The organism is Roseicella frigidaeris, from assembly GCF_003258945.1.
Taxonomy (GTDB): Bacteria; Pseudomonadota; Alphaproteobacteria; order Acetobacterales; family Acetobacteraceae; genus Paracraurococcus; species Paracraurococcus frigidaeris.
Genome location: NZ_QLIX01000014.1, coordinates 12,366 through 32,234, shown reverse-complemented (window position 1 = coordinate 32,234; position 19,869 = coordinate 12,366). Strand labels below are relative to the sequence as shown.

Sequence of the window (19,869 nt, the reverse complement as noted above, 5' to 3'; positions counted from 1 at the left end):
TATCGGGAGAATGAATGACTCATTAGTATCCCGAATAGTTGATTGTTCGGCTCGACCAATGCCGGCCCGACCCCCGCGCCCCGGGGCCGGCATGCATCAGGCATCCATCTTGAGGGCGGCGATGAAGGCGCTCTGCGGAATTTCGACCTTGCCGAACTGCCGCATGCGCTTCTTGCCCTCCTTCTGCTTCTCCAACAATTTGCGCTTGCGCGTGATATCGCCGCCATAGCATTTGGCGGTGACGTCCTTCGACAGGGCGGAGATGGTCTCGCGCGCGATGACCCGGCCGCCGATCGCCGCCTGGATCGGGATCCTGAAGAGCTGGCGGGGGATCAGCTCCTTCAGCTTCTCGCAGATCTGCCGGCCGCGGCGCTCGGCGGCGGAGCGGTGCGCCATGAAGGACAGGGCATCGACCGGCTCGTTGTTCACCAGGATGGAGATCTTCACCAGGTCGCCCGGCTCGTAGCCGTCCATGGCGTAGTCGAAGCTGGCATAGCCGCGGCTGACCGATTTCAGCCGGTCGTAGAAGTCGAACACCACCTCGTTCAGCGGCAGGCGGTAGACCGCCATGGCGCGGCTGCCGACATAGGTGAGCTCCACCTGCTGGCCGCGGCGCTCGTTGCACAGCGTCAGCACGGCGCCGAGATAGTCGTCCGGCACCATGATGGTGGCCTTGATCCAGGGCTCCTCGATCTCCTCGACCAGGCTGCCGTCCGGCATGTCGGCCGGGTTGTGCAGGTCGATCTTCTCGCCATTGGTCTTGGTCAGCTTGTAGACGACGGAGGGGGCGGTCGCGATCAGGTCGAGGTCGAACTCGCGCGACAGCCGCTCCTGCACGATCTCGAGGTGCAGCAGGCCGAGGAAGCCGCAGCGGTAGCCGAAGCCGAGCGCCGCGGAGGTCTCCGCCTCGTAGTGGAAGCTCGAATCGTTCAACCGCAGCTTGCCGAGGCTCTCGCGCAGCTTCTCGAAATCGTCGGCATCGACCGGGTAGAGGCCGCACCAGACGACGGGAATGGAGGGCTTGAAGCCCGGCAGCGGCTCCTCGGCGGGGCGGCGGTCGTCGGTGATGGTGTCGCCGACATTGGTGTCGGCCACCGTCTTGATGGCGGCGGTGACATAGCCCATCTCGCCCGGCCCGAGGCTCTCGACGGCGGCCATCTTCGGGGTGAAGACGCCGACCTGCTCGATGGTGTGGACGGCGCCGTTCGACATCATGCGGATCTTCTGGCCCTTCCGCAGATGCCCGTCCTTCACCCGCACCAGCACCACCACGCCGAGATAGGCGTCGTACCAGCTATCGACCAGCAGCGCCTTGGTGGTGCCGGCGGGGTCGCCCTTGGGGGCCGGCAGGCGCGTCACGATCGCCTCCAGCACGCCCTCGATGTTCAGCCCGGTCTTGGCGCTGATCTCGACCGCGTCCGAGGCGTCGAGGCCGATCACGTCCTCGATCTGCTGCTTCACCCGCTCCGGCTCGGCCGCCGGCAGATCGACCTTGTTGAGGACCGGGACGATCTCGTGGTTGGCATCCAGCGCCTGGTAGACATTGGCCAGGGTCTGCGCCTCGACGCCCTGGGAGGCATCGACGACCAGCAGGCTGCCCTCGCAGGCCGCCAGGCTGCGCGAGACCTCGTAGGCGAAGTCCACATGGCCGGGCGTGTCCATCAGGTTCAGCGTGTAGACCTGCCCGTCCTTCGCCTGGTAGTTCAGCCGGACGGTCTGCGCCTTGATGGTGATGCCGCGTTCCCGCTCGATCTCCATGTTGTCGAGCAGCTGCTCCTTCATCTCCCGGGCGGTCACCGCGCCGGTGACCTGGATCAGCCGGTCGGCGAGGGTCGACTTGCCGTGGTCGATATGGGCGATGATGGAGAAGTTGCGGATGCGGTCGAGCGGGGTGTCGGGCATGCGGGTTCCGGCGGCCATGGAGGGGGCGTGACGGTCCCCGGCGGGGCGCCCGGCCTTCTGCTCCCCGGGAGATAAGGCAGGCCCGCGCCGAATCAAAGCGCCGGCTGGCGGCGACCCGTCCTTCCGCCCGCGCTCCGGCGGCCGCCGGCCCCCTGCCGCGCCGCCGCGCCGCCGGCGCCCGTGGTTACGGCCGAACGCGACCGGCGCCGGTGTCCCGCCCGCGCGGTTCCTGGGTTGACCCACGAGCCTCGCCGGCCATCAGGCCACTGAACACAAAGGGGTCTAGCGGACCACGACATTGGTGGCGCCGCAGGCGTTGAGGTTGCGCCGCTCCTCCACCTTGCCGCCCAGCCAGACCCAGCGGAGGTTGTAGAGGCATTCGCCCCGGGGCAGTTGCACCGGCACGGACTGGCCGGGCTGGACCAGGTTGCCCTCCCCCAGCCGCTCCGGCCCCCAGCCCTGCGCCGAGACGGGGAAGGCATAGACCTCCCCGATCGCCCGCTCGCCCCGGTTCACCAGGTTGAAGGAGGGATTGCCCTGCGGCGCGTTGCGCGCCGCCGCGCCGCCGCCGCCGAGGACCAGGTCGGCGAGGCCGCAGGCATCGAGGCCCCGCCGCTCCTCCGCCCCGCCCTGCTGGTAGACCACGCGGACATCGTAGAGGCAGTCGCCGCCCGGCAGACGGATGAGCTGGCGGCCGCCCGGCGGCACGACATCCGCCCCCAGCCGGTCATGCCCCCAGCCCGGCGCCGAGACGGGGGAGGCATAGACCTCGTTGACCACCTTCAGACTGTTGTTGACCACCCGGAAGGAGGGATCGCCCGATTGCGCCCAGGCCGACGCTGCCGGCAGGAGGACGAGGGCGAGGAGGAGGAACCCGGGCCGGGCCGGCCGCGGCGAGAGGGGTGGGTGCACGGAAGCCATACTGAAACCAGGGTGGAGAATACCAAGCCAGCAACTCTGCCGCGTGGAGATGGCCCGCCCCGTGGGGCCAGCCCCGCGCGGTGCGGTCAGCCCGGCCGCACCTCGATCAGCGCCCGCGCCACGAGATCGTCCGCCACCGGCCGCGTCGCCTCGGGATGCGGCTTGCGGGGCCCGGCCGGCCGCCTCTCCCAGACCACCGCCTCGGCCACCGTCACCTCGAAGCCGGCGCGGCGGAAGCGCCCCACCATGGCGGAGAGCCCCAGCCGGTTGACATAGATCCCGGCGCGGCCGACCAGCGGGCTGGCCCAGAACTGGTCGCTGAAGCGCAGGTGCTGCAGCCCGCCGCCGAGATGGTCCTGGAAGTCGATGCCATGCAGCCCGATGCCGTCCGGCGCGGTGACGCGGCGGAGCTGCTGCAGCAGCGGCGCCATGTCGTCCCGCCGCACATGCTCGAGCACCGCCTCGCTGACCACGAGATCGACGGCGCCGTCCGGGATGGAGGCGAGCGCCGAGGGCCCGCCGATCAGCAGCGACGCGCCGCAACGGGCCAGGGCGGTGCCGCGGTCCCGGCAGCCGGCGAGGTCGGGCGCCGGCAGACCCTGCGACCGGGCGAGCTCGGCCGCGGCCCGATAGGGGGCGAGGCCGGCCGGCGCGCTGTCCGCCGGATCGGCGAACCAGACCCGCCGCAGGCCGAGGCCGGCCAGGACGGGGGCCCGCACCACCATCCCGCCGGGGCCGATCTCCAGCATGGTGCGCGGCCGGCGGCCGATCAGCGCCTCCGCCCGGTCGAGCCAGGCGCGCGGCACCTCCACCAGCTTGGCCGGCGTGGCGGCGTCGAAGGAGGGGCGCGCCAGGCCGAGCGCCCGCGCCCGGCCGCCATGCACGCCGATGGCCGCGAGGCTCAGCTTCATGCCGAGCTTCACCCACCATGGCACCGGCGCGCCACGGGACAGGCCGGGCGGTGCCGGCACCTCGCGCCGCGGCCGTGCCGCTTCCTCGATGCGCTGTTCCATGGGCGTAAGGCCGTTGCCTCCTGATTCCCCCAGGCATAGAGCAGATCGCCCCTCCGCGGAAACGCCCGGGACGGGCAATCCGCTCCCGAAACACTGCGCGAGCGGCGTTTGCGTCGCGCCGCCACGGCCCCGATACTGCCGGGCACCGCCGGCGCCGCGTCGGATGGCGGGCCCCGGGCCGGCGCCGCGGGCAGGAGTGGCGACGTGACCCCGATCGAGCATATCCGCGGCTTCCAGGACCAGCTCACCGCCTGGCGCCGCGACTTCCATGCCCATCCCGAGACCGGCTTCGAGGAGCAGCGCACCGCGGCCCTGGTGGCCGAACGGCTGGAGTCCTGGGGCATCGAGGTGCATCGCGGCATCGGCCGCACCGGCCTGGTCGGGGTGCTGCGCAACGGCCATGGCAACCGCGCCATCGGGCTGCGCGCCGACATGGACGCGCTCGACATGCCGGAGGCGAACGGCTTCGCGCATCGCTCCACCGTGCCGGGCAAGATGCATGGCTGCGGCCATGACGGGCACACCACCATGCTGCTCGGCGCCGCCCGCTACCTGGCCGAGACGCGGCGCTTCGACGGCATCGTCCATTTCATCTTCCAGCCCGCCGAGGAAGGCCAGGGCGGCGCCCGGGCGATGCTGGAGGACGGGCTGTTCGAGCGCTTCCCCTGCGATGCGGTCTACGCCCTGCACAACCGGCCCGGCCTGCCGGTCGGCCACTACGCCATCCGCCCGGGCGCGATGATGGCCGGCTGCGCCTTCTTCGACCTCGCCATCGAGGGGCGCGGCGGCCATGCGGCGCGGCCGGAGAGCACGGTCGACCCGGTGGTCTGCGGCGCCCAGATCATCTCCGCCTGGCAGAGCATCGTCGGGCGCAACGTCGCGCCGAACGACACCGCGGTGATCAGCGTCACCGGCTTCGCGGCCGGCACCGCCTACAACGTCATCCCCGAGCGGGTGGCGCTGCGCGGCACGGTGCGCGCCTTCCGCAGCGAGACGATGCGGCTGCTGGAGGCGCGGATGCGGGCGCTGGCCGAGAGCATCGCCGCCGGCTTCGGCGGCACGGCGCGGCTCGACTTCCGCGAGATCACCGTCCCCGTCGTCAACGCCCCCGAGCAGACGGCGATGATCGCCGATGCCGCCGCGGCGATGGTGGGCGAGGCGCGGGTGGACCGCGACCGCATCGCCGCCATGGGCAGCGAGGATTTCTCCTGGATGATGGCGGAGCGGCCGGGCGCCTACATGCTCGTCGGCAACGGCGCCGGCGAGGGCGGCTGCGAGGTGCACAACCCCGGCTACGACTTCAACGACGCCGCCATCCCCTATGGCGCCGGGGTGCTGGCCGCGGTGGTCGAGCGGGAGCTGCCGCCCGGCTGAGCCCGCCCCCCGACGCCCGACGCCTAACGCCCCGCAATATCGCATGACGCGGCGCGCCGCCCCTGCGTAAGCTTCCCCCGGGCGGCGAGAACAAGCCGCCGGCGGGAGGAACACCATGACCCGATACGGGACGACGCGGCGCGGAGCGCTGCGGGCGGGCATCGCCGGTATGGCGGGCGCCGCATTGCCGCTTTTCCATGTGCAGGGCCAGGGCTCGGCGGGCGTGCTGCGCTGCGGCTTCTGGGACCATTGGGCCCCGGCCGGCAACGGCGCGTTGGCCGCGCTCTGCAAGGAATGGGGCGAGAAGAACCGGGTCGATGTGCAGATCGACCTCGTCACCTCGGTCGGCAACCAGAACGTGATGACCATCGCCTCCGAGGCGCAGTCCCGCAACGGCCACGACATCCTCGCCTTCCCGCCCTGGGAGCCCTCCTCGCATGCCCGGCTGCTCGAGCCGGTGGACGACGTCATGGCGCGGCTGCAGCAGAAATACGGCCGCGTCACCCCGGCCGCGGAATACCTCGCCAAGCGCGACGGCGCCTGGCGCGCCGTGCCGGCGGTGGCCGGCACCCAGACCAAGCCGCCCTGCGTGCGCTACGACCTGCTCGAGGAGCATGCCGGCATCGACATCCGCGCCATGTGGCCGGCCGAGGCGCGGCAGGGGCCGGGCGCCGAGAGCTGGACCTGGGACACCTTCCTCACCGCGGCGCAGAAATGCCATGCCGCGGGCTATGCCTTCGGCCTGCCCATGGGGCAGTTCCCCGATGCGGTGGACTGGCTCGGCGCGCTGTTCCGCAGCTTCGGCGCCAGCATGATGGACGAGGAAGGCCGCGTGACGCTCCGCGGCAACGAGAAGGTGAAGCAGGTCATCGACTACGCGGTGCGGCTCTCGCAATACCTGCCGCGCGATGTCTGGGCCTGGGACGACGCCTCGAACAACCGGGCGCTGATCGCCGGCAAGTCGGCCCTGATCCTCAACCCGCCCTCCTCCTGGGTGGTGGCCAAGCGCGACAACCCCGCAGTCGCCGAGAAATGCTGGTACGCGCCGATGCCGAGCGGGCCGGCCGGCCGCTTCACGCCCTACAACCCGGCCTTCTGGGGCATCTGGAGCTTCGGGAAGAACAAGCCGGCCGCCAAGGCGCTGCTCGAGCACATCTCGGACCGCGCCAGCGCGGAGCGGCAGGTGGCGGCCACCAGCGGCTTCGACCTGCCGCCCTTCCAGAGCATGTCCGACTTCAAGACCTGGGAGACCGAGGGGCCGCCCAAGGGCTTCGCCTTCAACTATCCCGACAAGCCGCACCATCAGGCACAGCTCTGCATCGCCTATGCTCCGGCGCCGGCCGAGGCGGCGGTGCAGGCCTATACCCAGGCGATCAGCAGCAAGATGATCGCCCGCGTGGCGCAGGGCGGGCAGAAGCCCGAGGAGGCCATGGCCTGGGCCGAGGGCGAGCTGAAGAACTTCGCCCGCGGCTGAGGGAGGTCCGACAGACAAGGGCTTGGGGCCGCGCCACCGGGCGGCCCCCCGATCCTTGGCCCGCCGCCCTATGCGCCGGGCCGGTGCCGCGCCGCCGCCAGCAGCGGCGGCCGGTGCCAGGCGCGACAATCCTCGGCCGCCACCGGCGCCTCCTCCAGCCGGACGAACCCCATCCCCGCCGCCCGCAGCGCCGCAACGCCCGCCGCGACCCCGGCCCCGCTCGGCCGCTCGGGATGGTTCAGATGCGCGATGATGACCTCGTTGCCCCGCGCCGCGGCGATCCGCCGCGCCACCGCGGCGGCCGGCAGCGAGGCGCCCTCATCGGCATTGAGCGAGAAGCCGGCGACCCGCAGGCCCATCGTCTCGATCAGCGTCACCGCCTCCGGGCTGTAGAGCGCGGTCGCGCCCCGGTACCAGCGGGGCGGCGGCAGCCCGGCCTCGACCAGCGCCGCCGCGCCGCCCGCCACCTCCGCCTGCACCGCCGCCAGCGTGCCGGCCGGCGCCAGTCCGTAGACCCGGCCGGGGCCGAGCACCGCCGGCAGGTGCCGCGCGCCGTGGTTCTGCAGGCCGAACAGCGCCGGATGCGCCCGCAGCAGGGCGAGCGCGGCGGCATTGCCGTGCACCCAGCGGGCGGTGGCGAAGATGGTCGACGGCACCTCCAGCCGCAGCAGCGTCTCCAGGATGCGCATGTCCACCCGGCCGTCGCAGGCATCGAGGGTCAGCGCCACGCTGCGCGGCGCCGAGGGCGGCAGGGCGAGGCCGAGGCGCGGCTCGACCAGCGTCGCGGCCGGCAGGCCCGGGCAGGCACCGGCCGCCGCGGGCAGGGCCGCCGGCAGCAGCCCGGCCAGCAGGGCGCGGCGCGGCAGGCCGGCACGGGAATGGGGGCAGTGACGGCACACGGTCCGTGGCGGCTCCGGGCTTGGGCGGGAGGGCAGGCCGTAGCATCCTCCGCGACCTGCGTCGAAGGGAGGGGAGCGATGACGGAAGGCGAGGCAGGGCAGCCGCCGGCCCTGCGCATGGTGTTCGACCCGGCGCCGCCGCCCGGCTTCCGGGCCGAGCTCGGCCAGCGGATCAACGCCTTCCATGCCGAGACCGTGCCGCATCGGGCCGACCGCTTCGCGCTGCGGCTGGAGGATGCGGCAGGCGGCCTCGTCGGCGGGCTCAGCGGCATGCTGTCCTGGGGCTGGCTCTTCATCGACGCGGTCTGGGTGGATCCGGCGCGGCGCGGCAGCGGCGCCGGGCGGGCGCTGATGGCGGCGGCGGAGCGGCATGCGGCGGCGGCCGGCTGCCACTCCGCCTGGCTCGACAGCTTCCAGGCCCGCGGCTTCTACGAATCCCTCGGCTATGCGGTGTTCGGCGCGCTGGAGGACTACCCGGAGGGGCAGACCCGCTGGTTCCTGCGCAAGCGCCTCGCCCGGGGCTGAGCCAGGGCGAGACCGCGCCGCCTTATAGCCGGCGCACGAAATTCCAACCTGCGGCCCGCAGGGCCGAGCGCCCGAATGGGCGCCGCGCCGAGTGGCGCGAAGCCAAGCTGCCGGAGGCAGCGCCCGGCGTTTGAGGGGCGCGAAGGCGAAACCTTCGTGCGCCGGGTATCAGACCAGTGGGCAGCCGCCCTCCGCCATCGGCCGGAAGGCCTGATCCCCGGGCACCGTCCGCAGCACCTTGTAGTAGTCCCAAGGGCCGCGGCTCTCGGCCGGGGATTTCACCTCGACCAGATAGGCCGGATGCAGCTTGCGCCCATCGGCGCGGATGCGGCCGGGCCCGAAGGCGTCGTCATCCGTCGGCAGGGCCTTCATCCGCGCCACGGCATCGGCGCCGCTGGCCTTGGCCGCCGCCGTGCCCATGGCGGCCGCCGCCTTCAGGTAGTGCAGCACCACGCCGTAGCAGCCGGCCTGCACCATGGTCGCGGGCGGCGCGCCGAAATTCTGCTTCATCCGCTGCGTCAGGGCGCGCGTGCGGTCATTGGTGTCCCAGTAGTAGCTCGTCGAGCAGACCAGCCCCTTCGCCGTCTCGAGGCCCATCGAATGCACCTCGGAGATGAAGAGGATCAGGGCGGCGAGCCGCTGCCCGCGCTTCTGCAGCCCGAACTCGGTCGCCTGCTTCACCGCATTGGCCATGTCGGTGCCGCCGAAGGCGAGGCCGATCACCTTCGCCTTGCTCGCCTGCGCGCGCAGCAGGAAGGCGGAGAAATCCGTAGTGCCGGGAAAGGGGAAGCGGGCGCTGCCGAGCACCTTGCCGCCCTCGGCACCGATGATCTTGCCGCCCTCGACCTCCATCGAATGGCCGAAGGCATAGTCGGCGGTGACGAAGAACCAGCTGTCCCCGCCCTCGCGCACCATGGCCCGCGCGGTGGAGTTGGCGAGCATCCAGGTGTCGTAGGTCCACTGCACCGTGTTCGGGCTGCATTGCGCGCCGGTGAGCTCGGAGGTACCGGGGGCGGAGGCGAGGAAGACCTTGTTCTTCTCCCGCACCACCGCATTCACCGCGAGCGCGGCGGAGGAGGCGGGGACATCGACCAGCGCGTCCACGCCCTCCCGGTCGAACCACTGCCGGGCGATGTTCACCGCGATGTCCGGCTTGTTCTGGTGGTCGGCGGCGACGACCTCGACCTTGAGGCCGAGCGACGCCGCATCCTGCACCGCCTGGCGCACCGCGAGCACGGCATTCGGGCCGGAGAGGTCGGCGAAGGCGCCGCTCATATCGGTGATGATGCCGAGCCGGATGGTCTGCTGCGCCTGGGCCCGGGCCAGCCGCGGCAGCGCCCCGAAGGCCGCGCCGCCGAGCAGCAGCGCGCGTCGGTCGAGGATCATTCTTCGTCCCTCCCGGCGGCTCGGTCTGCCGGGAGCTTCGCAGCCGCCATGCGTCGCGCCCGGCCCGGATGCGTCCGGGCGCCCTGTCCCTTGGCGCGTGATCGCTTGCGGTGGCCTCACCGGAAGCGTGAATCACGCGATCAAACGATGACCCGGGCCCGGCGCGCCCCGTGCCGCCTGGGCGGCAGGCGGGCGCACCGGTTCATCGGGGATCCCATGTCGGACTGCGGCCAGTCCCGGAGCTGGTTCCGGGGGCTGGTCCCGCGACGAGGGCCGGCTCAGCCCTGGCTCTGGCCCTGCGGCGGGTCGCAGGGCTTGGTCGCCATGTCGCCGGGGATCGACAGCTCGAGGATTTCGACATCGTCCGAGGTGGCGATCTCGTTGTGCTTCATGCCGCCGGGGATGAGGACGGCATCGCCCTGGCCGCTGCGGGTGCGGGTGCCATCCTCGAATTCCAGCTCCACCCAGCCCTTCAGGATGTAGATGAACTGCGCCTCGCACTGATGCGTGTGCCAGCCGGTGGGTTCGGTCATGCCGGTGATCGCTTCCATCACCTGCGCCCGCAGCTTGCCGCCGGTCGCGGCCTGCACGCCGAGATCGCGGTAGCGGAAGAATTTCCGCCGCCCCTTCACGAAGGGCTGGTCGGCCTTGTTCGAGACGGTGAGCTTGATCTCGGGGCGCGTGGCGCCGGCAACGCTGCCATCCATGGTCCGTCCTCCTTGCGGTCTCTCCGAACCGTAAGGAACAGGCTACACCCCGGCAGGGATGCGGCAAGGCAAAATCCGGCGGGGTGGCCGGCCCGGCTTTGCCTTCCCCTGCCGGCCCGGGCCCGGTCCGCCCGCCCCGCCCGACCGGCACCTCCGACCGGCATTCCCGACCAACACCCTGGCGCAACGGATCTGGCGGCGCCGCGTTGCGCGGAGGTGGCCGATCCCCGGCCCGAGGTCACCAATAGCGGCATGCCCCAGACGCCTCCCCCGTTCTCCCCTCCCTCACCGCCCCGGGGCGTCGCCGCCGCCGGCGTGCCCGGCAACGGCCTGCATGTCCTGCAGGGCGTGATCCTGATTATCGCCATCCTCTATTTCGGCCGCGAGCTGCTGATCCCGCTCGTCCTGGCGATGCTGCTCTCCTTCGTCCTCGCGCCGGTGACGCGGGGGCTGCGGCGGCTGCACCTGCCGCGCCCGGCCTCGGTCCTGGTGGCGGTGGTCCTGGCCGGGGCGCTGATCCTCTCGATGTTCGGCCTGGTGGGGCGGCAGGCGACCTCGCTCGCCGAGAACCTGCCCGCCTACCAGCAGGCGATCACCGAGAAGCTCGGCCGGCTGCAGGCTTCGGGCGGGCTGATCGACCGGGTGGTCAGCACGCTGCAGGAGATGGGCCGCAGCGCTGGCGGCCGCGACAAGGCGGCCACGGCAGTGCCCTCGCGGCTGCCCAGCCAGCCGGTGACCGAGCCCATCCCGGTCGAGATCCGGTCGCCCGACCCCACGGCCTTCGAGATGCTGCAGCGCGTCGCCGAGCCGCTGCTCGGGCCGCTGGCGACGGCGGGCATCGTCGCCATCCTGGTGATCTTCATCCTGCTCTACCGCGAGGACCTACGGGACCGGTTGATCCGCCTCGCCGGCGCGCGCGACCTGCACCGCACCATGGCGGCGATGGACGACGCCGCCTACCGGCTCTCCCGCTACTTCCTGGCGCAGACCGGGATGAATTTCGGCTTCGGCCTGGTGATGACCGGGGTGCTCTGGCTGGTCGGCATCCCCAACCCCTTGCTCTGGGGCTTCGTCGCCGGGCTGATGCGCTTCGTGCCCTTCATCGGCAGCTTCATCGCCGCCGGCTTCCCGGCGCTGCTCGCCCTCGCCGTCGATCCGGGCTGGGGCACGCTGGTCTGGGTGCTGGTGCTCTTCGCCCTCGGCGAGGCGGCGATGGGCCAGGTCTTCGAGCCGCTGGTCTTCGGCCATTCCACCGGCCTCTCGCCGATCGCGGTCATCGCCGCGGCGACCTTCTGGACCTGGCTCTGGGGCCCGATCGGCCTGCTGCTGGCGGTGCCGCTCACCGTCTGCCTGGTGGTGCTCGGGCGGCATGTCGACCGGCTGGAATTCCTCGAGGTGATGCTCGGCGACAGTCCGCCGCTGGACCCGGAGGAGACCTTCTACCAGCGTGCCCTCGCCGGCGATGCCGATGCGCTGGCCGAGCAGGCCGAGCGCTGCCTGAAGGAGAAGTCCCTGGCCGACTATCTCGACGCCATCGCCCTGCCGGCGCTGCGCCTGGCCCAGGCCGATGCGGTGCATGGCGCGCTCTCGCCCGAGCGGCGCGAGGCGATGCAGGGCAGCATCGAGCAGCTCATGGAGGATCTGGAGGAGGCCGAGGACCCGGAGCCGGAGGAGGCCGGTGCGCTGGCCGCGCTGCCGGCGGCCTGGCAGGCGCCCGGCACGGTGCTCTGCCTGCCGGGCCGCGGCCCCTTCGATGCGCTGGCGGCGACGATGCTCGCCCAGGTGCTGCAGCGCCGCGGCTTCGGCGTGCAGGTCGCCACCACCGCCGGCCCCGCCGCCCCGCCGAAGCTGCTCTGCCTCTGCTTCATCGAGGGGGGCAGCAGCGCCGCCACCGCCCGCTACCTGCTGCGCCGGGCACGCCGGCGGCTGCCGGCCACGCCGGTCCTCGCCCTGGCCTGGGCCCCGGCCGAGGCCGAGGCCCGCACCGGCGGCGCGGCGGCCGGCATCCTGGCGCCGGCGCTGCGCGCGGAGAGCCAGCAGGTCCCGCTGCTGCTGGCGGCGAGCCTGGTCGAGGCGGGCGAGCTGGCGGTGGAGCAGGCCGTTTCCACCCAGCCGCCGCTGCTGACCGAGCCGACCCCCCGGCCGGAGCCGCCCGCCATCGGCATGGCCCCCGCGCCAGCATGAGGGGGCGCCCCAAGAGGAGACTCAGGGCGCGCCATAGCGGGCGCCCCTCGGGGCCGCCGCCCGCCCATGCGGTTCCCTGACCGTCGCGCGGCCCCTGGCCCCTCGCCGCGGGGCGAAGGCCGCGCGCCGGTCCGGTGCGGGGCGCCCGCCACGGCGGTTGCGACCCCCTGTGCCCTGGCGTAGGAGGGCGCGCATGAGCGCCCCCCGCACCGCCAGCATCGCCCGGACCACGGCCGAGACCGAGATCCGCGTCACGCTCTCCCTCGACGGCACGGGCGAGGTGCGGGCGGCGACCGGCATCGGCTTCCTCGACCACATGCTGACCGCGCTCGGCCGCCATGCGCTCCTCGACCTGTCGGTCGAGGCGAAGGGCGACCTGCATATCGACTATCACCACACCACCGAGGATGTCGGCATCGTGCTCGGCCAGGCGCTGAAGCAGGCGCTCGGCGACAAGCGCGGCATCCGGCGCTACGGCCAGGCGCTGCTGCCGATGGACGAGGCGCTGGCCGAGGCGGCGATCGACATCTCCGGCCGCCCCTTCCTCGCCTGGTCCGTGCCCTTCGCGCGCGACAAGGTGGGCGAGATGGACACCGAGCTGTTCGAGGAGTTCTTCCGCGCCTTCGCCTTCAACGCCGGCATCACCCTGCACATGACCTTGAAGGCCGGCACCAACGCGCACCATGTCGCTGAGGCCTGCTTCAAGGCGCTGGCCCGGAGCCTCCGCATGGCCGTGGAGACGGACCCGCGCTCGCCGACTGCGGTGCCCTCGACGAAAGGGGTCCTGGAAGCCTGATGCGCATCTGGACCGTCCATCTGCCGCGCAGCGCCCGGAGCGCCGCGCGCGTCCCGGATGCGGCCCTGCCGCGCGAGCCCATCCTGGTCCGGGAGGGGTTTTCCTGGGGGGCCTTCCTGTTCGGCCCGCTCTGGCTGCTGCGGCACCGCCTCTGGCTGGAGGCCGCCGCCTGGATCGGGCTGGCCCTGCTGCTGGCCATCCTGGTGCCCGCCCCCTGGCGCCTGCCGGTGCTGCTCGCCCTGCAATTCCTGCTGGGCGCGGAGGCGCAGGATCTGCGCCGCGCCGCGCTCGGCCGCCGCGGCTGGCGCGCGGCGCATGTCGTCGCCGCGCCGGCCGAGGAGCTGGCGCTGGCCCGCCTGTTCGAGGCACGGCCCGAGCTGCTGCGGAGCCTGGCGGCATGAGCGGGGCGATGCGCGTCGCGGTGGTCGATCCGGGCTCGGGCAACCTCGCCTCGGTGCTGCGCGCCCTCACCCGCGCGGCCGCGGATGCCGGCATCGCCCTCGAGGCGGCGGTGACCCGCGACGCGGCGGAGGCGGCGGCGGCCGACCGACTGATCCTGCCCGGGCAAGGGGCCTTCGCCGCCTGCATGCGCGGCCTCGCGGCCCTGCCGGGCATGATCGGGGTGCTGGAGCGCCGCGTCGCCGAGGGCACGCCGCTGCTCGGCATCTGCGTTGGCATGCAGATCATGGCGGAGCGCGGGCTGGAGCATGGGGTGACGCCGGGACTCGGCTGGATCCGCGGCGAGATGGCGCCGATGGCGCCGCGCGGGCCGGATGGCGCGGCGCTGCCCCTGCCGCAGATGGGCTGGAACACGCTCGACTTTCCCGCCGGAGGGCATCCACTTCTTGCGGGAATAAGACCTGGAGAGCACGCTTATTTCGTTCATTCCTACGCGCTGAGCGACTATGATGCCGGCGAGGTGCTGGCGACCACCGATTACGGCGGCCCGGTCGTCGCCATCGTCGGCCGCGGCAACCTGGCCGGCACGCAATTCCATGTGGAGAAGAGCGCCGCGGTGGGCCTGCGCATCCTCGCCAATTTCCTCCGGTGGACCCCGTGAGCGCGCCGAAGGTGCCGATCGGCCTGGCCGAGCCCAGCACGCCGCGCCAGCCCGAGCTCTCGGTCGAGCGGGTGACGGAGCTCGACGACCACGACATGGCCGAGCTCTGCGAGGCCACGGATGCCGCCATCATCGAGGGCGGCGGCTTCGGCTGGATCGAGCCGCAGGGCCGGGTGGCGCTGCAGCGGCATTTCCGCGGCGTGATGCTGGTGCCGGAGCGCGAGCTCTTCGTCGCCCGGCTGGACGCGGTGGTGGTGGGCAGCGCCCAGCTCGTCCGGCCGCCCCGCAACAACGAGGCGCAGGCCTTCGGCGCGACGCTGACGCATGCCTATATCGCGCCCTATGCCCGCGGGCACGGGCTGGCGCGGCTGATGATCCGCCGCGTCGAGGAGCGGGCCGCCTCGCTCGGCCACCGCGTCGTGAACCTCGACGTGCGGGAGACCCAGACCACCGCCATCGCCCTGTTCGAGACGCTGGGCTATGAGCGCTGGGGCACCCATCCCGCCTATGCCCGGGTGAACGGCCGGACGGTCGCGGGGCACTACTACTACAAGCTGCTCGAACCCGGCCGCGGCCGCAGCACCGGGAAGGTGATGGGGCGCTGATCCGCCCGGACCTCAGGACAGGCGCCCGATGCCACTCACGCTCTACCCCGCCATCGACCTCAAGGGCGGCCAGGTCGTCCGCCTCAGGCGCGGCGACATGGCCCAGGCCACGGTCTATTCCGCCGACCCGGCCGCCCAGGCCCGGGCCTTCGCGGCGCTCGGCTTTCCCTGGCTGCACGTGGTCGATCTCGACGGCGCCTTCGCCGGGAAGCCGGCCAATTCCGCCGCGGTGGAGGCGATCCTCGCCGCCATCCCGGCGACGCCGGTGCAGCTCGGCGGCGGCATCCGCACCATGGCGACGGTCGAGGCCTGGCTCGGGCGCGGTCTGCGCCGCGTCATCCTCGGCTCGGCGGCGGTGAAGGACCCGGAATTCGCGCTGGCCGCCTGCAAGGCCTGGCCCGGCCGCGTCGCGGTCGGCATCGATGCCCGCAACGGCATGGTGGCGACCGAGGGCTGGGCGGAGGTGAGCACCATCCTCGCCACCGATCTCGGCAAGCGCTTCGAGGATGCCGGGGCGGCGGCCATCATCTACACCGATATCGAGCGCGACGGCATGCTCGGCGGGGTGAACCTGGAGGCGACGCTCGCCATGGCCCGCGCCGTGCGGCTGCCGGTCATCGCCTCGGGCGGCGTCGCCTCGCTCGACGACCTCGCCGCCCTGGCCGGCCTCGCCGGCGAGGGGATCGAGGGCGTGATCATCGGCCGGGCGCTCTATGACGGCCGGATCGACCCGGCGGCGGCGCTGGCCCTGGCGGCACGCTGACAGCCGCCGGGGCGATGGGCCCCGGCGCCTCCGCGGCCCGACCGCCGGCCCTACCGCTCCGCGGCCAGCAGCCGGTCCAGGATGCGCGCCTCGAGCGCCGCCAGCGCGGCATCGCCATGCCGGCGCGGCCGCGGCAGGTCGATCGGCACGTCCATCGCCACCCGCCCCTGCTCGAGCAGGATCACCCGGTCGGCCAGCGCCACCGCCTCGCCCACGTCATGCGTCACCAGCACCGCGGTGAAGCCCTCGGCGCGCCACACCGCCTCGACCAGCGCCTGCATGCCGATCCGGGTGAGCGCATCCAGCGCGCCGAGCGGCTCGTCGAGCGCCAGCAGGCGCGGCCGGCTGACCAGGGCGCGGGCCAGCGCCACGCGCTGCTTCTGGCCGCCCGAGAGCACGGCGGGCCATTCCGCCGCCCGCTCGGCGAGCCCCACCTCGGCCAGCGCCGCCCGGGCCCGGGCCGCCCGCTCCGCCGCCGCCAGGCCGCGCGGCAGCCCGACCTCGACATTGCCGCCGATGCTCGACCAGGGCAGCAGCCGCGGCTCCTGGAACATCAGCCGCACCGCCGCGGCGGGAGCGAGCAGATCCTGCCCCGCCCGCAGGGTCAGGCTGCCGCCGCCCGGCTGCTCCAGCCCGGCGATCAGGCGCAGCAGGGTCGACTTGCCGCAGCCGCTGCGGCCGACCACGGCGAGGAACTGGCCCGCCGGGATGTCGAGATCGATGCCCTGCAGCACCGCCGGCCCGCCGAAGGCCTTGCGCAACCCGCGGATGCCGACCGCGACCCCCGCGGCGCGCGCCGGCGCCTGCACCATGCCGTCCATCACGCGCTCCGATAGGCCGGGTTCCAGGAGAGGCAGAGCCGCTCCAGCAGCCGCGCCAGGCTGTCCGCCAGCTTGCCGAGCAGGGCGTAGACCAGGATCGAGAAGACGACGACATCCACCAGCATGAACTCGCGGGCGTGCATCGCCATGTAGCCGATGCCGGAATTCGCCGCGATCGTCTCGGCGACGATCAGCGTCAGCCACATGATGCCGAGCCCGTAGCGCAGCCCGACGAAGACCGAGGGCAGCGCGCCCGGCAGCACGATGCGGCGGAACAGCGTCGGCGCGTCCATGCCATAGGCGCGGCCCATCTCGACGAGTTGCGGATCGACCGAGCGCACGCCATGCATGGTGTTGACATAGACCGGGAAGAAGCTGCCCAGCGCGACGAGGAAGAGCTTCGCCGCCTCGTCGATGCCGAACCACAGGATCACCAGCGGGATCAACGCAAGGTGCGGGATGTTGCGCAGCATCTGCACGCTGGAATCGAGCAGCCGCTCGCCAAGCCGCGACAGGCCGGTGAGGACCCCGAAGCCGAGGCCGAGCCCGCCGCCGATGGCGAAGCCGGTGAGGGCGCGCCAGGTGCTGACCTCGATGTTGCGCAGCAGCTCGCCCGAGCGCGCCAGCTCCCACCCCGCGGCGAGGACGGCGGAGGGCGCCGGCAGCACCTCCTCGGCGATCCAGCCGGCCATGCTGCCGGCCTGCCAGGCGAGCAGCAGCAGCGCCGGCAGCAGCCAGGGCAGCGCGGCCCGGACCAGGCCGCGCCAGGCGGGTCCGAGGCGGCCGGCCGCGGGCGCCGCCAGCCCCGCCGGGGCGAGGACCGCCCCGCTCATGCCGCCAGCGTCCCGTAGCTGCCGCCGGTGGTCACGAAATCCCGCGCCGCCACCTGCGGCGCCGCGACGCCGCCGAGGCCGAGGCGCGGGAAGAGCAACTCGGCCACCCGATAGGCTTCCTCGAGATGCGGGTAGCCGGAGGCGATGATGGTGGAGACGCCGAGCGCCTGGTACTCGCGCAGCCGCGCCGCCACCGTCTCCGGGCTACCGACCAGCGCCGTGCCGACGCCGGCCCGCACCAGGCCGACGCCCGCCCAGAGGTTGGGCGAGACCTCCAGCCGGTCGCGGCGCCCGCCATGCAGCTCGGTCTGCAGCCGCTGGCCGACGCTGTCGCTGTCCTCGGCGCGCCGCTGCTGCACCGCGGCGATGGTGGCGTCGTCGAGATGGGCGATCAGCCGCTCCGCCGCCGCCCAGGCCTCGGCATCGGTCTCGCGAACGATGAGGTGCACGCGCAGCCCGAAGCGCAGCTGCCGCCCCGTGATGGCGGCGCGGGCGCGCACCGCCTCCAGCTTCGCCGCCACCTGCGCCGGCGGCTCCCCCCAGGTAAGGTAGGTGTCGACATGCCGCGCCGCGACCTCGATCGCCGGCGCCGAGGAGCCGCCGAACCAGAGCGGCGGATGCGGGCGCTGCACCGGCGGGAAATGCTGCTTGCCGCCGCGCGAGGAGAGGTACTCGCCGCTGAAGTCCACGCCCGCCTCGGTGAAGAGGCCGCGGAAGATGGTGAGGAATTCCTCGGTCTGCGCGTAGCGCTGCGCATGGTCGAGGAAGATGCCGTCGCCGGCCAGCTCCTTCGGGTTGGCGCCGGTGACGACGTTCATCAGCAGCCGGCCGTTGCTGATGCGGTCGAAGGCCGCGGCCTGGCGGGCCCATTGCGCCGGGGTCTGCACGCCGGGCCTGAGGGCGAGGAGGAATTTCAGCCGCTGCGTCCAGGGCGCGATGGCGGCGCCGGTGATCCAGGGATCCTCGCACTGGTTGCCGGTCGGCAGCAGCACGCCGCCATAGCCGAGCCGGTCGGCGGCCATCGCCACCTCGCGCAGATAGCCGAAATCCTGCGGCCGGGCGCCCTGGCGGCTGCCGAGATAGCGGCCATCGCCGGAGGTGGGCACGAACCAGAAGAGGTCGAGGGGGGTCTCGGTGGACATGGGGGATTCCTTGGGGCGGGCGCGGCTCAGGCCGCCGGCGGCTGCCAGACGATGTCGCGCACGGTGACGGCGCGGGGGATCAGCTTCAGGCGGTGGAAGCGGTCGGCGACGCGCTGCTGCTGCGCGACGATGGCGTCCGAGAGCGGCACCACCTCGAAGGCGGTGCGCTGCGCCGCGCGGCGCATGGCCTCGATGGGCAGGCCGGTCGCCTCGGCGCCGAGCTGCGCGACCTCGGCGCGGTGCGCCGCCGACCAGGCGCCGATCTCGGCCAGCACCGCCACCACCTGCGCGACCAGCCGCGGATGCGCCTCGGTGAAGCCGCGATGGGCGAGGAAGTAGCTGCTCTGCGGCTCCACATCCTCGCCGGCGGCCAGCACCCGGGCCTGGCGCTGGATCTCGGCCAGGGCGAAGAAGGGGTCCCAGATGCTCCAGGCATCGATGTTGCCGCGGGCGAAGGCGGCGCCGGCATCGGCGGGCGGCAGCTCGACCGGGGTGAGGTCGCCCCAGGCGAGGCCGGCCTTCTCCACCGCGCCGACCGCGAGGCTGTGCGCGGAGGAGCCGCGGGCGAAGGCGAGCCGCTTCCCCTTCAGGTCCTGCACCGAGCGGAGCGGGCTGTCCTGCGGCACCAGGATCGCCTGGCTGGCGCCGCGGCTCGGCGTCGCCGCCACGTAGAGCAGCTTCGCCCGCGCCGCCTGGGCGAAGATGGGCGGGGCGTCGCCGACCGCGCCGAAATCGATGCTGCCGACGTTCAGCGCCTCGAGCAGCGGCGGGCCATAGGTGAATTCCAGCCAACTCACCGCGATGCCGAGCGGCGCCAGGGCGCGCTCGATGGCGCCGTTCTGCCGCGCGACCAGCAGCGGGCCGGATTTCTGGTAGCCGATGCGGAACTCGCGCGGCTGCCCCTCGGCCCGGCCGGGACGGGGGCTGGCCAGCGGGGCGAGGGCGGGGGCGGCGAGGACGGCCGTGAGCAGGGCACGGCGCGAGGCCGCGGCATGGATGGGCATGCGGATGGGTCTCCGGGCGCGCTGGGGCGCGCCGCTCGGGGAAGGACGAGGGACGGGAGGGGCCTCTGGCGACGCTCAGCGTCGACAGGGCAGCCCGCCGCCAGGCACGGCTCGGCCGGCCATGATCCGCAGGCGGTCCCGCCAGGCGGCGCCGCAGGGCCGTGATCCGGACGCGGCCCCGCCGGAGACGGAACGGCGCTTTAGCTCTTGGTGACGCGGTGCAAGCTGCATGGGTCAAATCCCGCGGTGCCGGCGCAAGATACGCCGGCGGCGGCCGCCATTAACTACATATGAAAGTGGTACGTCAACTATGGGACGGGATTTATGCGTGAATTATGGGAAACCCCCGTCCCTTCCGAGCAATCGCCGCCGGGGCAACGCGGCCGGCCCGCTGGCCGCCGCCCCATCCCAGCCCCGCCGAATCCGCGCTTGACCCCCGGCGCATTCGGACGCAAGCGCA

The 19,869-nt window shown here is 73.1% G+C and carries 19 protein-coding genes; 9 read left to right on the top strand and 10 right to left on the bottom strand.

Features of this window, described 5'->3' with window-relative positions; all coding sequences use genetic code 11:
- Nucleotides 1–96 precede the first annotated feature (96 nt).
- From lepA to DOO78_RS17085, 3 genes are all read right to left on the bottom strand, one after another.
- On the bottom strand, nucleotides 97–1,902 hold the full coding sequence (gene lepA, locus DOO78_RS17095; RefSeq protein ID WP_111471079.1) for a translation elongation factor 4: 1,806 nt from the start codon (nucleotides 1,900–1,902) through the stop codon (nucleotides 97–99).
- A 282-nt stretch (nucleotides 1,903–2,184) separates the two neighbouring features.
- Nucleotides 2,185–2,823: a hypothetical protein gene (locus DOO78_RS27585; RefSeq protein WP_111471078.1), complete on the bottom strand. Its 639-nt coding sequence runs from the start codon at nucleotides 2,821–2,823 to the stop codon at nucleotides 2,185–2,187.
- An 86-nt stretch (nucleotides 2,824–2,909) separates the two neighbouring features.
- Nucleotides 2,910–3,836: a class I SAM-dependent methyltransferase gene (locus DOO78_RS17085; RefSeq protein WP_165838945.1), complete on the bottom strand. Its 927-nt coding sequence runs from the start codon at nucleotides 3,834–3,836 to the stop codon at nucleotides 2,910–2,912.
- A 204-nt stretch (nucleotides 3,837–4,040) separates the two neighbouring features.
- On the opposite strand from DOO78_RS17085, the gene DOO78_RS17080 reads away from it, so the two are divergent.
- Nucleotides 4,041–5,210 (top strand): M20 aminoacylase family protein, encoded by a 1,170-nt coding sequence (locus tag DOO78_RS17080; RefSeq protein WP_111471077.1) that lies wholly within the window; start codon nucleotides 4,041–4,043, stop codon nucleotides 5,208–5,210.
- A gap of 115 nt (nucleotides 5,211–5,325) precedes the next feature.
- Nucleotides 5,326–6,684 (top strand): ABC transporter substrate-binding protein, encoded by a 1,359-nt coding sequence (locus tag DOO78_RS17075; protein ID WP_111471076.1) that lies wholly within the window; start codon nucleotides 5,326–5,328, stop codon nucleotides 6,682–6,684.
- A gap of 68 nt (nucleotides 6,685–6,752) precedes the next feature.
- On the opposite strand, the gene DOO78_RS17070 is transcribed toward DOO78_RS17075, so the two are convergent.
- Entirely contained in the window at nucleotides 6,753–7,583 is an 831-nt protein-coding gene (locus tag DOO78_RS17070) for a polysaccharide deacetylase family protein (RefSeq protein WP_207802949.1), read from the bottom strand.
- A 78-nt stretch (nucleotides 7,584–7,661) separates the two neighbouring features.
- Between DOO78_RS17070 and DOO78_RS17065 the strand changes: the two genes are divergently transcribed.
- On the top strand, nucleotides 7,662–8,108 hold the full coding sequence (locus DOO78_RS17065; RefSeq protein ID WP_207802948.1) for a GNAT family N-acetyltransferase: 447 nt from the start codon (nucleotides 7,662–7,664) through the stop codon (nucleotides 8,106–8,108).
- A 168-nt stretch (nucleotides 8,109–8,276) separates the two neighbouring features.
- Here the strand turns inward: DOO78_RS17065 and DOO78_RS17060 are convergent, their stop codons facing one another.
- Nucleotides 8,277–9,494, bottom strand: coding sequence for an ABC transporter substrate-binding protein (locus DOO78_RS17060; protein ID WP_111471073.1), 1,218 nt, complete (start codon nucleotides 9,492–9,494; stop codon nucleotides 8,277–8,279).
- A 278-nt stretch (nucleotides 9,495–9,772) separates the two neighbouring features.
- The gene (locus DOO78_RS17055; protein ID WP_111471159.1) at nucleotides 9,773–10,201 is read right to left on the bottom strand and encodes a cupin domain-containing protein; all 429 of its coding nucleotides are present in this window, start codon (nucleotides 10,199–10,201) and stop codon (nucleotides 9,773–9,775) included.
- Nucleotides 10,202–10,516: 315 nt separating this feature from the next.
- On the opposite strand from DOO78_RS17055, the gene DOO78_RS17050 reads away from it, so the two are divergent.
- From DOO78_RS17050 to hisA, 6 genes are all read left to right on the top strand, one after another.
- A complete protein-coding gene (locus DOO78_RS17050; RefSeq protein WP_165838944.1) occupies nucleotides 10,517–12,385 on the top strand; it encodes an AI-2E family transporter in 1,869 nt (622 codons plus the stop codon).
- A gap of 193 nt (nucleotides 12,386–12,578) precedes the next feature.
- Nucleotides 12,579–13,181 carry an imidazoleglycerol-phosphate dehydratase HisB gene (gene hisB / locus DOO78_RS17045; protein WP_111471071.1) on the top strand — a complete coding sequence of 201 codons (603 nt, stop codon included), beginning with the start codon at nucleotides 12,579–12,581 and terminating at the stop codon, nucleotides 13,179–13,181.
- A complete protein-coding gene (locus tag DOO78_RS17040) occupies nucleotides 13,181–13,582 on the top strand; it encodes a DUF2628 domain-containing protein (protein ID WP_111471070.1) in 402 nt (133 codons plus the stop codon). Before hisB ends, DOO78_RS17040 begins: the two co-directional genes overlap by 1 nt.
- A gap of 8 nt (nucleotides 13,583–13,590) precedes the next feature.
- A complete protein-coding gene (gene hisH / locus DOO78_RS17035; RefSeq protein ID WP_111471158.1) occupies nucleotides 13,591–14,241 on the top strand; it encodes an imidazole glycerol phosphate synthase subunit HisH in 651 nt (216 codons plus the stop codon).
- Nucleotides 14,242–14,336: 95 nt separating this feature from the next.
- A complete protein-coding gene (locus DOO78_RS17030; protein WP_111471157.1) occupies nucleotides 14,337–14,846 on the top strand; it encodes a GNAT family N-acetyltransferase in 510 nt (169 codons plus the stop codon).
- Nucleotides 14,847–14,874: 28 nt separating this feature from the next.
- On the top strand, nucleotides 14,875–15,609 hold the full coding sequence (hisA, locus tag DOO78_RS17025; protein ID WP_111471069.1) for a 1-(5-phosphoribosyl)-5-[(5-phosphoribosylamino)methylideneamino]imidazole-4-carboxamide isomerase: 735 nt from the start codon (nucleotides 14,875–14,877) through the stop codon (nucleotides 15,607–15,609).
- Nucleotides 15,610–15,659: 50 nt separating this feature from the next.
- On the opposite strand, the gene DOO78_RS17020 is transcribed toward hisA, so the two are convergent.
- From DOO78_RS17020 to DOO78_RS17005, 4 genes are read right to left on the bottom strand one after another with little or no spacing between them, the layout of a single operon-like run.
- Nucleotides 15,660–16,430, bottom strand: a complete 771-nt coding sequence (locus DOO78_RS17020; protein ID WP_111471068.1) for an ATP-binding cassette domain-containing protein — start codon at nucleotides 16,428–16,430, stop codon at nucleotides 15,660–15,662.
- The gene (gene ssuC / locus DOO78_RS17015) at nucleotides 16,430–17,263 is read right to left on the bottom strand and encodes an aliphatic sulfonate ABC transporter permease SsuC (protein WP_111471067.1); all 834 of its coding nucleotides are present in this window, start codon (nucleotides 17,261–17,263) and stop codon (nucleotides 16,430–16,432) included. Before ssuC ends, DOO78_RS17020 begins: the two co-directional genes overlap by 1 nt.
- Nucleotides 17,260–18,405: an FMNH2-dependent alkanesulfonate monooxygenase gene (gene ssuD, locus DOO78_RS17010; protein ID WP_111471066.1), complete on the bottom strand. Its 1,146-nt coding sequence runs from the start codon at nucleotides 18,403–18,405 to the stop codon at nucleotides 17,260–17,262. Before ssuD ends, ssuC begins: the two co-directional genes overlap by 4 nt.
- Before the next feature lie 26 nt (nucleotides 18,406–18,431).
- A complete protein-coding gene (locus tag DOO78_RS17005; RefSeq protein WP_111471065.1) occupies nucleotides 18,432–19,409 on the bottom strand; it encodes an aliphatic sulfonate ABC transporter substrate-binding protein in 978 nt (325 codons plus the stop codon).
- Between the last annotated feature and the right edge of the window lie 460 nt (nucleotides 19,410–19,869).

Excerpts from the sequence above, each read along its gene's own strand:
- DOO78_RS17060 (WP_111471073.1), bottom strand. The coding sequence starts at position 9,494 with ATGATCCTCGACCGACGCGCGCTGCTGCTCGGCGGCGCGGCCTTCGGG.
- DOO78_RS17030 (WP_111471157.1), top strand. The coding sequence starts at position 14,337 with ATGGCCGAGCTCTGCGAGGCCACGGATGCCGCCATCATCGAGGGCGGC.
- hisH (WP_111471158.1), top strand. The coding sequence starts at position 13,591 with ATGCGCGTCGCGGTGGTCGATCCGGGCTCGGGCAACCTCGCCTCGGTG.
- hisA (WP_111471069.1), top strand. The coding sequence starts at position 14,875 with ATGCCACTCACGCTCTACCCCGCCATCGACCTCAAGGGCGGCCAGGTC.
- DOO78_RS17040 (WP_111471070.1), top strand. The coding sequence starts at position 13,181 with ATGCGCATCTGGACCGTCCATCTGCCGCGCAGCGCCCGGAGCGCCGCG.
- lepA (WP_111471079.1), bottom strand. The coding sequence starts at position 1,902 with ATGCCCGACACCCCGCTCGACCGCATCCGCAACTTCTCCATCATCGCC.
- DOO78_RS17085 (WP_165838945.1), bottom strand. The coding sequence starts at position 3,836 with ATGGAACAGCGCATCGAGGAAGCGGCACGGCCGCGGCGCGAGGTGCCG.
- DOO78_RS17075 (WP_111471076.1), top strand. The coding sequence starts at position 5,326 with ATGACCCGATACGGGACGACGCGGCGCGGAGCGCTGCGGGCGGGCATC.
- ssuD (WP_111471066.1), bottom strand. The coding sequence starts at position 18,405 with ATGTCCACCGAGACCCCCCTCGACCTCTTCTGGTTCGTGCCCACCTCC.
- DOO78_RS17055 (WP_111471159.1), bottom strand. The coding sequence starts at position 10,201 with ATGGATGGCAGCGTTGCCGGCGCCACGCGCCCCGAGATCAAGCTCACC.
- DOO78_RS17005 (WP_111471065.1), bottom strand. The coding sequence starts at position 19,409 with ATGCCCATCCATGCCGCGGCCTCGCGCCGTGCCCTGCTCACGGCCGTC.
- hisB (WP_111471071.1), top strand. The coding sequence starts at position 12,579 with ATGAGCGCCCCCCGCACCGCCAGCATCGCCCGGACCACGGCCGAGACC.
- ssuC (WP_111471067.1), bottom strand. The coding sequence starts at position 17,263 with ATGAGCGGGGCGGTCCTCGCCCCGGCGGGGCTGGCGGCGCCCGCGGCC.
- DOO78_RS17065 (WP_207802948.1), top strand. The coding sequence starts at position 7,662 with ATGACGGAAGGCGAGGCAGGGCAGCCGCCGGCCCTGCGCATGGTGTTC.
- DOO78_RS27585 (WP_111471078.1), bottom strand. The coding sequence starts at position 2,823 with ATGGCTTCCGTGCACCCACCCCTCTCGCCGCGGCCGGCCCGGCCCGGG.
- DOO78_RS17020 (WP_111471068.1), bottom strand. The coding sequence starts at position 16,430 with ATGGACGGCATGGTGCAGGCGCCGGCGCGCGCCGCGGGGGTCGCGGTC.